This is a genomic window from Streptomyces purpurogeneiscleroticus (assembly GCF_020024005.1).
Classification (GTDB): domain Bacteria; phylum Actinomycetota; class Actinomycetes; order Streptomycetales; family Streptomycetaceae; genus Streptomyces; species Streptomyces purpurogeneiscleroticus.
The window spans coordinates 1-13,038 of record NZ_NHSG01000385.1; the positions used below are offsets into that span (position 1 = coordinate 1).

Annotated in this window: 14 protein-coding genes and 1 riboswitch; of the genes, 7 read left to right on the plus strand and 7 right to left on the minus strand. The window is 71.6% G+C overall.

Annotated features, from left to right (window positions below; all coding sequences use genetic code 11):
* The 3 genes from CCS38_RS27910 to CCS38_RS27920 all read right to left on the minus strand — a co-directional run.
* Nucleotides 1-774 (minus strand): enhanced serine sensitivity protein SseB C-terminal domain-containing protein (locus CCS38_RS27910; RefSeq protein ID WP_223736099.1); only part of this gene is annotated, 774 nt, incomplete at its 3' end.
* 161 nt (nucleotides 775-935) lie between these two features.
* On the minus strand, nucleotides 936-1,760 hold the full coding sequence (locus CCS38_RS27915) for an enhanced serine sensitivity protein SseB (protein WP_223736109.1): 825 nt from the start codon (nucleotides 1,758-1,760) through the stop codon (nucleotides 936-938).
* A 102-nt stretch (nucleotides 1,761-1,862) separates the two neighbouring features.
* Nucleotides 1,863-2,561 carry an AAA family ATPase gene (locus CCS38_RS27920; RefSeq protein WP_372457160.1) on the minus strand — a complete coding sequence of 233 codons (699 nt, stop codon included), beginning with the start codon at nucleotides 2,559-2,561 and terminating at the stop codon, nucleotides 1,863-1,865.
* 252 nt (nucleotides 2,562-2,813) lie between these two features.
* A riboswitch (glycine riboswitch) is annotated at nucleotides 2,814-2,910 on the plus strand.
* 151 nt (nucleotides 2,911-3,061) lie between these two features.
* Between CCS38_RS27920 and gcvT the strand changes: the two genes are divergently transcribed.
* The 7 genes from gcvT to CCS38_RS27955 all read left to right on the plus strand — a co-directional run bounded on the left by gcvT (nucleotide 3,062) and on the right by CCS38_RS27955 (nucleotide 10,149).
* Nucleotides 3,062-4,186, plus strand: a complete 1,125-nt coding sequence (gcvT, locus tag CCS38_RS27925) for a glycine cleavage system aminomethyltransferase GcvT (protein ID WP_223736100.1) — start codon at nucleotides 3,062-3,064, stop codon at nucleotides 4,184-4,186.
* 121 nt (nucleotides 4,187-4,307) lie between these two features.
* A complete protein-coding gene (gcvH, locus tag CCS38_RS27930; protein WP_103832961.1) occupies nucleotides 4,308-4,685 on the plus strand; it encodes a glycine cleavage system protein GcvH in 378 nt (125 codons plus the stop codon).
* Between the two features lie 64 nt (nucleotides 4,686-4,749).
* Nucleotides 4,750-6,012 (plus strand): serine hydroxymethyltransferase, encoded by a 1,263-nt coding sequence (gene glyA, locus CCS38_RS27935; RefSeq protein ID WP_223736101.1) that lies wholly within the window; start codon nucleotides 4,750-4,752, stop codon nucleotides 6,010-6,012.
* A 275-nt stretch (nucleotides 6,013-6,287) separates the two neighbouring features.
* Nucleotides 6,288-7,670, plus strand: coding sequence for an L-serine ammonia-lyase (locus CCS38_RS27940; protein ID WP_223736102.1), 1,383 nt, complete (start codon nucleotides 6,288-6,290; stop codon nucleotides 7,668-7,670).
* Between the two features lie 475 nt (nucleotides 7,671-8,145).
* Nucleotides 8,146-8,703 carry a GH25 family lysozyme gene (locus CCS38_RS27945; protein WP_223736103.1) on the plus strand — a complete coding sequence of 186 codons (558 nt, stop codon included), beginning with the start codon at nucleotides 8,146-8,148 and terminating at the stop codon, nucleotides 8,701-8,703.
* 87 nt (nucleotides 8,704-8,790) lie between these two features.
* A complete protein-coding gene (gene nadE / locus CCS38_RS27950; RefSeq protein ID WP_308050884.1) occupies nucleotides 8,791-9,621 on the plus strand; it encodes an NAD(+) synthase in 831 nt (276 codons plus the stop codon).
* A gap of 192 nt (nucleotides 9,622-9,813) precedes the next feature.
* Nucleotides 9,814-10,149, plus strand: coding sequence for a hypothetical protein (locus CCS38_RS27955; protein WP_223736104.1), 336 nt, complete (start codon nucleotides 9,814-9,816; stop codon nucleotides 10,147-10,149).
* Between the two features lie 80 nt (nucleotides 10,150-10,229).
* Here the strand turns inward: CCS38_RS27955 and CCS38_RS27960 are convergent, their stop codons facing one another.
* The 4 genes from CCS38_RS27960 to CCS38_RS27975 all read right to left on the minus strand — a co-directional run bounded on the left by CCS38_RS27960 (nucleotide 10,230) and on the right by CCS38_RS27975 (nucleotide 12,905).
* Nucleotides 10,230-10,964: a disulfide bond formation protein B gene (locus CCS38_RS27960; protein ID WP_223736105.1), complete on the minus strand. Its 735-nt coding sequence runs from the start codon at nucleotides 10,962-10,964 to the stop codon at nucleotides 10,230-10,232.
* Nucleotides 10,965-11,034: 70 nt separating this feature from the next.
* A complete protein-coding gene (locus CCS38_RS27965; protein ID WP_223736106.1) occupies nucleotides 11,035-11,199 on the minus strand; it encodes a DUF5993 family protein in 165 nt (54 codons plus the stop codon).
* Nucleotides 11,200-11,310: 111 nt separating this feature from the next.
* Nucleotides 11,311-12,141: a cytochrome c biogenesis CcdA family protein gene (locus CCS38_RS27970; protein ID WP_223736107.1), complete on the minus strand. Its 831-nt coding sequence runs from the start codon at nucleotides 12,139-12,141 to the stop codon at nucleotides 11,311-11,313.
* Entirely contained in the window at nucleotides 12,138-12,905 is a 768-nt protein-coding gene (locus tag CCS38_RS27975; protein WP_223736108.1) for a DsbA family protein, read from the minus strand. Before CCS38_RS27975 ends, CCS38_RS27970 begins: the two co-directional genes overlap by 4 nt.
* Nucleotides 12,906-13,038 lie beyond the last annotated feature (133 nt).

The window sequence follows — 13,038 nt, forward strand, 5'->3', positions numbered from 1 at the left end:
GTAGCCATAGCCGTAGGAGGCGGCCGGGGCGGCGGCGGGGTCCTGCGCCCCGCGGTCGAAGAAGGGGCGGGCATAGGCGCGCATCCACATGCCCACCGGGTCGTATTCGTCCTCCATCGCCACCGTCGAGACAGGCAGTCCCTCCGGAACCGCGCCGATGGACTGCTGCATCATCAGCCGTACCGACTCCACAGCGGCCGGGCTCGTGTCGTACAGCTCCAGGCCGATCGCCAGGTACGGGACGCCGAGCGCGGGCTGCACCCAGGCGCGGCGGAGCGAGCGGACGGCGGGGGTGCGGTGCGCGTTCTGCCCCAGGAGGGCGTAGAACTGCGGGATCTCCACGGCCGGTTCGGTGATCCGCAGGGGTCCGGCGGGCAGCCGGTCCAGGCCGCCGGCGATCCGGCGCAGGTCCAGCCAGGGGATGCCGACGCCGCCGCCCGGCGCGTGCGGGTTCAGCCACAGGCCCCAGCGGTCGGGGTAGAGCGCGGCGGCGATCTCGGGCCCGGAGACCACTTCGTGGGCGCGGGTCCAGCCGCTGGCCGCAAGCTCCGCCGGGGAGGTCACGCACGGCGCGTAGCCGAGCCCGTCGACCTCCATGTTGCCGTACTGCGCATCGGCGGCCCCGGCGCTGCCCTGCCACAGCAGCATCCACACCTGGCCCCCGGCCAGCGCCTGCAGCAGCGCCTCATAGGCGTCGTACCGGCCGGGCGAGACCTGCTGCAGCACCTGCTCGACCTGGCCGGCCGCCGCTCCCTGATGCGCACCCGCGCTCACGTGTCCCCGTCCCTTCTCTCGGCAGGCACGTGGGGCGCCCGCCCGGTCATTGCACCAGCTTAAGGGCGGGTCCGGTGCCGGGCCCGGGCCGGGCGCGCGCGATCCGTCACGGTACGGTCCGGTTCGCGTCCGCGCCCCGTGACACGCGGCCCGGTTTCGCGTTACCCCAGGTCCTGTGCGTAGAACGGCCGGACCCGCTCGCGCATCCAGTCCACGACGGGGTCCTGTGCGATGTCCAGCATGACCAGCTGGACGGGCCAGGGCACCGGTACGGCGCCGAGGGCCCGGCCCAGGGCGGCGAGCGCGCCGTCCCGCTGCGCCTGGTCCTGGAACGCGGCCGCCGGGTCGGCGACCTGCACGCCGACGAAGAGCGTGGGCGCGTCGCCCTCGATGTTCGCGAGGCAGCGGCGGGCGGTCGTGACGTACGGAACGCCGGAGAACTCCAGCCCCGCCGCGGCGAGGAAGTCCACCGGCTCGTCCTGCCAGTCCGGCTCGTACAGCCGCACCCGGCCGCCGGAGGGCAGGCCCTCGCGCGGCATGTCACCGCGGCACAGCTCGGCCACGGCGGGCGGCGGCAGCGGTACGCCGACGGTGCCGTCCGGGTTCACGGCGATGCCGATCTTGGGCGGCAGGCCGCGGGCGAACTCGCGGGCCGGCGCGACCGTGCACGGCATGTGCGCCCCGACGACCCGCAGGAACTCCTGCTCGGAGCTGAAGACGGGGACGTACGCCATGCCGTCGGGCAGCTCCACCGTGGGCAGGTCCAGCCCCGGCCGGCCGAAGCCGGCGCTGTCGGGGCCGCCGCCCTTGGGCAGCGGCACCCAGATCCGGCTGCGGCCGAGCACCTCGACGATCCGGGCGCCGGCGTTGGGGTGGCCCACCGACGCCGCGAGCACCTCTTCCAGCTCGTTGGCCGGCCAGGCCAACTGCGGAATGCCCTGTTCGGAAATGCCCTGCCCAGGGATGCTCTGCTCCGGAATGTCCATGGTCACCACCCGCTTCGTACCGCGCTGCTTGGTCGAAAACCCTAGCGGTCCGCGGCGAGCGATTCGCCCCCCGTCCCGGAGCTCAAGACGGGGCGGTCGACGTCAGCCGAACGTCGTCCGCTCCAGTGCGTCCGCCGACCGCCGGTCCAGCAGCACCGACGCCGTGAACCCCTTCGGCAGCCGCGCCGTCCGGGCCCTTGCCAGCAGCCGCCGGACCGCGCGCCGGTGCCGCCCGAAGGCGTAACCGGACACCCCGCGGCCCCTCGCCCGCTGCCCGGAGAGCGCCACCTCCGGCGGCACGTCGAGCAGGACGAGATGCAGCTCACGGCCCTCCCGCCGGGCGGTGCGCGCGATCCAGCGGCGCACCCAGGCGAGCGTGCCGCAGTCGTGCACGACCACGCTGCCGCCGGAGCGCAGCGCCTGCCGCAGGCCGTGGTAGTGCGCGGCCCGGACCAGCGGGCGGACCAGGCCGTACGGCAGCCTGCCGAGCCGGCCCGCCTCCCAGCGCTCCCGTACGTCCTGGGAGTCGATGCGGTGCACGGGCGCACCGGCCCTGTCCAGCGCGGGCACCACGCGCTGCATGAGCGTGCTCTTGCCGCTGCCGGGCAGCCCCGAGACGATCACCAGACCGCCCGCGGGAAAGCCCAGTTCCCGGACGGCCGCCTCGCCCTCCATGCCGCGCAGGTCCATCAGGGGCGCGCCGCGGCCGGGACGCGCCACCGCCTTGGGCACGCGGGCACGGCGCGGCACCGCGCCGGGCGCGACCCCCGCCGTCGTCGCGCATACGGCTTGCCTCTGCACCGTGATCGCCCTCCCCGTTGGTTCACTGGGTCTCCCCCATACCCGCAGAGTGTCAAGAAAAGGTAATGAGCATCAAGCGCGGGACAGGTCGTGCGACGTACGGCGGGTGTGCGGGACGGGTACTCCGGGTGTACGGGCCGGATGCCCCGGGTGTGCGGGCCGGGACTCCTCTATCCGGCGCTCCCGTGCAATGATGTGCGCGCCACCGTGCACCGTGACCGCACACCGGCGCTCAACTGCATACCGGCCGCTTGAATCCGCGCGGGAGAGTTCCCGCCAGGCCACGGCGGGGCGCCGAAGGAGCAAGTACTCCCTTGAATCTCTCAGGCCCCTGTACTGCGCGGACGAGGCAGATCTGAAAAGCGGGCCGCCCGGGTGCGGCCCCACCCAAGGTGCAAGCCGAAGCCCCGATGGGGGCTTTCGGTGAACCTCTCAGGTTCCGATGACAGATGGGGAGACGTCCGATACGTCCCTGTCGTCCACCCCGGGAGCCCGCTGCCATGAGTGAACCCCGTCGTACCGCGCTCGATGCCACGCATCGCGCGCTCGGCGCGACCATGACCGACTTCGCCGGCTGGGACATGCCGCTGCGTTACGGCAGCGAGCGCGACGAGCACGTCGCCGTCCGCACCCGCGCCGGCCTCTTCGACCTCTCCCACATGGGCGAGATCACCGTCACCGGCCCGCAGGCGGCCGACCTCCTCGACTACGCGCTGGTCGGCAACATCGGCTCGGTGAAGCCGGGCCGCGCCCGGTACACGATGATCTGCCAGGAGGACGGCGGCATCCTGGACGACCTGATCGTCTACCGGCTGGCCGACCGGGAGTACATGGTCGTCGCCAACGCCTCCAACGCGCAGACCGTGCTGGACGCGCTCATCCAGCGACAGGCCGGCTTCGACGCCGCCGTGCGGGACGACCGCGACGCGTACGCGCTGCTCGCCGTCCAGGGTCCCGAGTCCGCCGGCATCCTGAAGAGCCTGACCGACGCCGACCTGGACGGCCTGAAGTACTACGCGGGCCTGCCCGGCACCGTCGCGGGCGTCGAGGCGCTGATCGCGCGGACCGGCTACACCGGCGAGGACGGCTTCGAGCTGTTCGTCCGGCCCGCCGACGCGGTCGCGCTCTGGGAGGCGCTGACCGAGGCGGGCAAGGGCGCGGGCCTGGTCCCCTGCGGCCTGTCCTGCCGCGACACGCTGCGCCTGGAGGCGGGCATGCCGCTGTACGGGAACGAGCTGTCCACCTCCCTGACGCCGTTCGACGCGGGCCTGGGCCGGGTCGTGAAGTTCGAGAAGCCCGGGAACGAGGGCCGCTTCGTGGGCCGCGAGGCGCTGGCCGCGGCCGCCGAGCGCGCCGCGCAGAACCCGCCGCGCAAGCTGGTCGGGCTGATCGCCGAGGGCCGCCGCGTGCCGCGCGCGGGCTACCCGGTCGTGGACGCGGAGGGCACCGCCATCGGCACCGTCACCTCCGGCGCCCCCTCCCCCACCCTCGGCAAGCCGGTCGCGATGGCGTACGTGGACGCGGCGCACGCCGAGCCGGGCACGAAGGGCGTCGCCGTGGACATCCGCGGCAAGCACGAGCCCTACGAGGTCGTCGCGCTGCCCTTCTACAAGCGCGAGAAGTAGCCGCCCGGCGTGGCGCAACCCGCCACGGCCCGTCCCTGCGGACGGTAGAAGTGACGCGTTCGCGTCTCACCTGTCAAGACCCTCTGCACGATCATTCCCGCGCATCCAGGAGAATCGAACCATGAGCAACCCCCAGCAGCTCCGGTACAGCAAGGAGCACGAGTGGCTGTCGGCCGCCGAGGACGGCGTCTCGACGGTCGGCATCACCGAGCACGCGGCCAACGCGCTCGGCGATGTCGTCTACGCCCAGCTCCCCGAGGTCGGCGACACCGTCACCGCGGGTGAGTCCTGCGGCGAGCTGGAGTCGACCAAGTCCGTCAGCGATCTCTACTCCCCGGTCGACGGTGAGGTCACCGAGATCAACGAGGACGTCGTGGCCGACCCGTCGCTGGTGAATTCCGCCCCCTTCGAGGGCGGCTGGCTGTTCAAGGTGAAGCTGAGCGGCGAGCCGGAGGACCTGCTCTCCGCTGACGAGTACACCGCTTTCACCGCCGGCTGACCTACGCCCGCCCGCCGTGCCGAGGGGTCACAAGCCCCTCGGAGGCTCCCACCCAGGAAGACTCATGTCGCTTCTGAACAGCTCCCTCCATGAGCTCGACCCCGACGTCGCCGCCGCTGTCGACGCCGAACTCCACCGTCAGCAGTCCACCCTCGAGATGATCGCGTCGGAGAACTTCGCTCCGGTCGCCGTCATGGAGGCGCAGGGCTCGGTCCTCACCAACAAGTACGCCGAGGGCTACCCCGGCCGCCGCTACTACGGCGGCTGCGAGCACGTCGACGTCACCGAGCAGATCGCGATCGACCGGGTCAAGGAGCTGTTCGGCGCCGAGTACGCCAACGTGCAGCCGCACTCGGGCGCCTCCGCGAACCAGGCAGCCCTGTTCGCCATGGCCAAGCCGGGCGACACCATCCTCGGCCTGGACCTCGCGCACGGCGGGCACCTCACCCACGGCATGCGCCTGAACTTCTCCGGCAAGCAGTTCAACGTGGTTCCCTACCACGTCGACGGCAACGGCCTGGTCGACATGGCCGAGGTCGAGCAGCTCGCCAAGGAGCACCGCCCCAAGGTGATCATCGCCGGCTGGTCGGCCTACCCGCGCCAGCTGGACTTCGCCGCCTTCCGGCGCATCGCCGACGAGGTCGGTGCCTATCTGTGGGTCGACATGGCGCACTTCGCGGGCCTGGTCGCCGCGGGTCTGCACCCGAACCCGGTCGAGCACGCCGACATCGTGACCTCCACCACGCACAAGACGCTCGGCGGTCCGCGCGGCGGCATCATCCTCGCCAAGAAGGACTTCGCCAAGAAGCTGAACTCCTCGGTCTTCCCGGGCTTCCAGGGCGGCCCCCTGGAGCACGTGATCGCGGCCAAGGCGGTCTCCTTCAAGGTCGCCGCCTCGGAGGACTTCAAGGAGCGCCAGCAGCGCACCGTCGAGGGCGCCCGGCTCCTCGCCGAGCGTCTGACCTCCCCGGACGCGCGTGCGGCCGGCGTCAACGTGCTGTCCGGCGGCACGGACGTGCACCTCGTCCTGGTCGACCTGCGCGAGTCCGAGCTGGACGGCCAGCAGGCCGAGGACCGCCTCCACGAGGTCGGCATCACGGTCAACCGCAACGCCGTCCCGAACGACCCGCGGCCCCCGATGGTCACCTCGGGCCTGCGGATCGGCACCCCGGCGCTGGCCACCCGCGGCTTCACCACCGAGGACTTCCGCGAGGTCGCCGACATCATCGCGCTGGCGCTGATGCCGGAGTACGACGCGGCCGCCCTCAAGGCCCGCGTCACCGCGCTCGCCGACAAGCACCCGCTCTACCCCGAGCTGGGCAAGTAAGACACCTGGCGGTCGTACGGGCTTCACGGGCCCGGGGCATCCTGTCCCCGGGCCCGTGGCGTGTGCGCCCTCATACGCACTGTGACGTGTGCGCCATGTGCGCCTCGCCACAGGATGTCCGGTGACCGCCCGGTAGGCCCCTTCTGTCGCGTTAGGCTCGACAGTCGGCGAAGAAACGTCCCACCTACGCCGTTCACGGCCTGCTCCCGCGGAGCGTGCCACGGCACGCCTCCCGCCCACTCGCCCACCCTGAGCAGACAAAGGAGTCCGCCACCGTGGCCATCTCCGTCTTCGACCTTTTCTCCATCGGCATCGGCCCGTCCTCCTCCCATACGGTCGGCCCGATGCGCGCGGCACGGATGTTCGTGGGCCGCCTCAAGAAGGACGGCCTCCTCGCGCAGACCACGTCCGTACGGGCCGAGCTGTTCGGCTCGCTCGGCGCCACCGGGCACGGCCACGGCACCCCCAAGGCCGTACTGCTGGGGCTGGAGGGCCACTCGCCGCGCACCGTCGACGTCGAGAAGGCCGACGAGATGGTGGAGCGCATCCGCACCACCAAGCGACTGCGGCTGCTGGACGCCGAAATAGGCGATGTGCACGAGATCGACTTCGACGAGTCCACCGAGCTGATCCTGCACCGCCGCCGCTCGCTGCCGTACCACGCCAACGGCATGACCCTCTTCGCGTACGACGAGCACGGCGCCCCGCTGCTGGAGAAGACGTACTACTCGGTCGGCGGCGGCTTCGTGGTGGACGAGGACGCGGTCGGCGCCGACCGCATCGTGCTCGACGACACCGTGCTGAAGTACCCCTTCCGCACCGGCGACGAGCTGCTGCGGCTCGCCCAGGACACCGGCCTGTCGATCTCCGCGCTGATGCTGGAGAACGAGAAGGCGTGGCGCACCGAGGAGGAGATCCGCGCCGGGCTGCTGGAGATCTGGCAGGTCATGCAGGGCTGCGTGAACCGCGGCCTGTCCCGCGAGGGCATCCTGCCGGGCGGCCTGAAGGTGCGCCGCCGGGCGGCGAACGCGGCCCGCGCGCTGCGCTCCGAGGGCGACCCCCTGGCCCACGCCATGGAGTGGGTCACGCTCTACGCGATGGCCGTCAACGAGGAGAACGCGGCCGGCGGCCGGGTCGTGACCGCGCCCACCAACGGCGCGGCCGGCATCATCCCCGCCGTACTGCACTACTACATGAACTTCGTGCCCGGCGCCGACGAGGACGGCGTGGTCCGCTTCCTCCTCGCCGCGGGCGCCATCGGCATGCTCTTCAAGGAGAACGCCTCCATCTCCGGCGCCGAGGTCGGCTGCCAGGGCGAGGTCGGCTCGGCCTGCTCGATGGCGGCCGGCGGCCTGGCGGAGGTGCTGGGCGGCTCCCCGGAGCAGGTGGAGAACGCCGCGGAGATCGGCATGGAGCACAACCTCGGCCTGACCTGCGACCCGGTCGGCGGCCTGGTGCAGATCCCGTGCATCGAGCGGAACGGCATGGCCTCGGCGAAGGCGGTCACCGCGGCCCGCATGGCGCTGCGCGGCGACGGACGGCACCACGTCTCCCTCGACAAGGTCATCAAGACCATGAAGGACACCGGCGCCGACATGAGCGTGAAGTACAAGGAGACGGCCCGCGGCGGGCTGGCGGTGAACATCATCGAGTGCTGAGCGGTCCGGCCGGTGACCGGCGCACACCCCACCAGTCACATGTGTGACTCAGGTCACGGAATGCGCTGGGGAGTTCGGGGCAGGCGCCCGTTCGTGATTCTCGTGATGCTGATCGCACTGGCAACGCTGGGCCTGCTGGTGGCGCGCTACGCGCCCCGCCCCCCGGCCTGACCTCTCTACCCCTCAACGGGTCCGCACCCTCCCCGGGTTCGGGCCCGTTGTTGTTTTTCCCTTGCGCCCCGGGGGCATACCCCGTATCCGTATGACTCACGGGGAACTTCCGTACGCCGGACGGCGTTTGGTTATCGACGGCGCTTGTCACGCAGCGTGCACAGCCGTCGTGCACGGGGGACGTCGAGGGGAGCGACGAAGCACGGTCGGAGGGCAACTCCACCTTTGAGACCTGGCGTCAGCGGGCATCTCCAGGATGGACCGCAGTGACGCTTGGTAATCGCACGGTTGCGGGAGGATTGCAATGCTGCACGGCGTCGATGTCAGCTCGTACCAGCCCACGTACTCCACCAAGGGCCTGGACTTCGTCTTCATCAAGGCGACCGAGGGCCGCTCCTATATCAATCCGCACCAGAACTCCCAGGCGGCGCGGGCCCGTGAGGCCGGCTGCGTGGTCGGCTTCTACCATTTCCTCTGGCCGGGGAACATCGCGGCGCAGGCTCGGTACTTCGTCGACAAGTGCGCGTCGAGACTGGGCGACATCCTGATCGTCGACTGGGAGCGCACCAGCGCCGGGACGTACGCGAGCAACGCACAGAAGGACCAGTTCATCCGCGAGGTGAAGGCGCTGCGCCCGCACCGCCATCAGGTGCTCCTGTACTGCAACCGCGACTTCTGGCTCAACCACGACACCACGTCCTACGCCGGGGACGGCCTGTGGATAGCGGACTACGTCTCCGCGGGCCGCCCGCGGATCAAGGCCAAGTGGCGCTTCCACCAGTACACCGACAACCCCATCGACAAGAACGTCGGTCAGTTCTCCAGCAAGGCCGCTCTCAAGACGTGGGCCAACGAAGAATAGAGTTTCCTCGTACGTACGCGTCTGTGTGCCGGTGCCGCCCGCCTCACCGCGGGCCCCGGTGGCACAGCGAGACCACGAGGAGCCACCGTGACCGACCCGGCGTCCATGAGCCTGCAGCAGGAGATCGCCCGGGATCTCCAGGTGTCCGCGTCCTTCGACGCGCACGAGGAGATCGAGCGCCGGGTGGCCTTCCTCACCGAGCGGCTGACCGGCACGGGGCTGCGCTCCCTGGTGCTCGGCATCAGCGGCGGCGTGGACTCCACCACCGCGGGCCGGCTCTGCCAGCTCGCGGTGGAGCGGGCGCGGGAGGCGGGGCACGACGCGACGTTCTACGCCATGCGGCTGCCCTACGGCGTCCAGGCCGACGAGCACGACGCGCAACTCGCGCTCTCCTTCATCAAGGCCGACCAGCTGCTCACCGTGGACGTGAAGCCGGCCAGCGACGCGGCACTGGCGGCCGTCCTGGCGGGCGGGGCGGTCTTCCGCGACGCCCACCACCAGGACTTCGTGCAGGGCAACATCAAGGCCCGGCAGCGCATGATCGCGCAGTACGCCGTGGCCGGCGCGCAGGAGGGCCTGGTCGTGGGCACGGACCACGCCGCCGAGGCGGTGTCCGGCTTCTTCACCAAGTTCGGTGACGGCGCCGCCGACCTGGTGCCGCTGACCGGCCTGACCAAGCGCCGGGTGCGCGCGGTGGCCGAGGCCCTCGGCGCCCCCGCCGAGCTGGTCTGGAAGACCCCGACCGCCGACCTGGAGACGCTGGACCCGGGCAAGGCGGACGAGGACGCGCTCGGCGTCACGTACGACGACATCGACGACTTCCTGGAGGGCAAGCCGGTCAGCGAGCAGACGTTCGAGACGATCGTGCGCCGCTACCGCCTCACGGCCCACAAGCGCGAACTGCCGATCGCGCCCTGAGACGGCGCGGGCCGGACTTCAGCGGCGCCCCGGACAGCGGGCGCCCGGCACGGAAATGTCATGCCCCCGCTAGGGGGTCTTCCGCCACGCGACGGTGAATCGTGGCCACCGACGGGCATGCATCGGCCCATGGGATGCCACCAAGTGCGATCGGAAGATCAACTGTCAGTGGGTGCGCCTACGCTCCACAGCATGAGTCACGCAGACCTGCGCGAACTCCAGACCGCGCTCACACTCGCCGCCGACCTCGCCTCGGGCCTGGAAAAGGCCCCCAGCCGACAGGACGCCGACCAGCTGGTCGGCGTCCTGCGGCGCGCCCTGACCGCCGCCGGATCGCTCGGCGCCGACACCGGACCGGGCGGCAGCCCGACCGGCTGCGCCGCGCACCCGCACGGCGCGGTCGACCCGCTGTACGGCGACCCGGAGGACCCGCTGCCACCGGGATACGGCAAGTGCCTGCTGTGCAACGACCGCCGGCGCCGGGCCGACGCCCACCCGCACCCGCCACTGCGCAGCCTTTGCGGCTGAACCGCCGCCGCTTTCGCGGACCTGGTTGCTCGCCACAGGGGTTGCTCGACTGATGGCTGATGCCTCATTCGCCGATGGCCTCAATCATTCAGCCCCAGGTCGTACAGGAGCTGGTAGCGGCTGGGGGCGACGGGCAGGAAGGCGTGCAGTCCCGCCTGGAGGAAGACGGCCACGGCGCTCACCGCGATGGCCATTCCGGCGAGGAACAGCGCGGCCTGCCCCGCCGCGCGGTGCAGGCCCTGTGTAGGGATCCGGCGCGCCGTGGTGAGGTGCGAGGTGACCAGCACGGCGCCGATCGCGAGCACGGACGCCTGGAAGAACAGCCATGCCCAGACGCCGGCCGGCAGCCCCTGGACCACGTCGCCGTACGCACCGGCGCCGTACGCACCGCTGCCGTACGCCGCGCCGCCCTCGCCCCCGCCGCCGTGCGCCCGGCCGCCGGCCAGCAAGTACGGCAGCGCCTGCCACCCCGCCGCCAGCGAACCGGCCGTGCAGCCGACGAGCGCGAGCCCCCACCCCATGAGGTAGTCCCGGCGCGGCACCGCGCCGCGCAGCCCCTGCCGGACGATGTGCGCGGCGCCCAGCAGGGCCAGCACCATGAACATCCGCTGCACGACGCAGAGCGGGCACGGCGCTGCCCCGTGGACGAACTGCAGATACAGCCCGGCACACAGGACGGCGGTCCAGCCGGTCACGAAAAGGCAGGCGAACCAGTACTGCGCGCGGGCGATGATTCCCGGCGGCCCGGGGTCGAGTGCGGGAATCGCCGGCGTACTCATCGGCGTCGTCATGCGCCCGGTCAGCAGTGCACTCATGACAAAGAAAACTCCGGTCCAGTCGTTTCCGGTCCGCCGGCGGGAAAGGGCCGGCGGGGCGCGGCGCGGTTCACTGCGCGAGACCGAGCGCGAGAATTTCCGGGACGTGATGCGCCATCAGCCACACGACGGCGGCGAACATCGCCGACCACACCGCGACCACCACCACCCGGCTCCGCTGGCCCACGATGCACAGCAGCGTGGCGAAGAGACCGGCGAAGAGGAGGGCGTCCATGGCTCGGCAACGTAGTGGGCGGCCGGCGCCATCCCGCGTACGCCACGGAAGGTCACCGGCCACCGCCCCGGATATGAGCCGAATGGCCCTACCCGTCCCCCATGGGTGGGATCAGTCCTTCGTCTTCTTTTCCGGACGCAGCGCGATCCGGCCGAGCACCGCGGCGGCCACGAGCGCGGCCGCCGCGATCAGTACGGAATCCGGCACGGCGGCGCCGATTCCGGACACCCATTCCTCAAGCCGGAATTCCGATTCGGTATCCAGAATTCCGGGCAGCGCACTCGTGCCGTTGAACGCCAGGAAAAGAATTCCGATGCCGATGAAGAACAGCCCGGAGATCAGCGACGTGGTGTGCAGGCGCAGTGGCCCGACGGTGAATTCCCGGCCGCGCAGCCAGCCGCGCCGCCCGAGCTGGAAACGGTCCCAGAGCAGCGCCAGAACGAACAGCGGCAGCGCCATCCCCAGCGCGTACACCGCGAGCATCGACGCGCCGTACACGGGCGAGCCGCTGACCGCCGTGACCGTCAGCACGGCGCCCAGGATCGGCCCGGCGCAGAAGCCCGCGAGGCCGTAGACGCAGCCCAGGAGGAAGGTCGAGACGGCCGAGCGCGGGGTGATCCGGGCGGCGGCGGACTGTGCGCGGCGGGACGCGAAGCCCAGCCCCAGGATCTGCAGCACGCCCATCGCGATCACCACCCAGCCGCCGACGGCGATGAGCACGTCGCGGTGGCCGTTGAAGAGCCGGCTGGCGGCGGTGCTGGCGGCGCCGAGCGGCACCAGCGTGACCGCCAGGCCCAGGTAGAACACGCCGGTACGGGCCAGCAGCCGGCCGGGCGTGCCGAGCGAGTACGCGAAGAAGGCCGGCAGCAGCAGCGCGCTGCACGGGCTGACCAGGGCGAGGACGCCGCCCAGGAAGGCGGCGAGGTAGCCGATGTCGGTCACTTGCCGCCCCCGTCCTTGTCCGCCCGGCCGGCGGCCTCGTCGATGGCCTGGGTGAAGGTGGCGGTGGGCTGGGCGCCGGCGATCGGCGCGCCGTTGACCAGGAAGGAGGGCGTGGACTGCACGCCGAGCTGATAGCCCTCCTGCTGGTCCCGGTCCAGCGCCTTCTTCGCCTCGTTGCTCTTCATGTCACGCCGGAAGCGGTCGATGTCCTCGACGCCGCTGTCGCGCGCCAGCTCGACGAGCTTGTCCTCGGCGAGCGCGGGGCCCTTGCGGCTCTTGGCGTACAGCGCGTCGTGCAGCTCCCAGAACTTGCCCTGCTGCCCGGCGGCCCAGGACGCGCGCGCCGCCCGCTCGGAGTCCTCGCCGTAGATGGTGAAGTTGCGGAATTCGATGCGCAGGACGCCCTTGTCCACGTACTTCTCGATCAGTTCGGGCTGGGTCTCGCGGGTGAAGCGGCCGCAGAAGCCGCACTGGTAGTCGGCGTACTCGACGAGTACGACCGGCGCGTCGGCGCGGCCGACGGCCAGCGCGTCGCCCTTCTCCCGGCGCGAGGTCTGCTTCGCGAGGTCGTCGTACATCTCCTGGCGGCCACCGGGGTCCTCGGTCTCGACGGACGCGGCGGGTCCGGGCTCGGCGGCCTTGCTGCTGCCGCTGTCCTCGACGGCCGTGCCGACGGCGACGCCGAGGGCGACGAGGCCGACGATGAGGGCGAGGATCGCGCCGACGGCCGCGAGGCGGCGGCCCGGTGAAGCGGTTGCGGACATGGGTGTGCTCCTGACGTACGGATGCGGATACGGAGGTGGTGCGGCCGGGGCGCGACAGCCGGTCCGGCGGACGGACCGGTGCGCGCGGCGGCGCTATATCCGCAGTACGGGCAGGAGGGCGCAGGGATCGGTG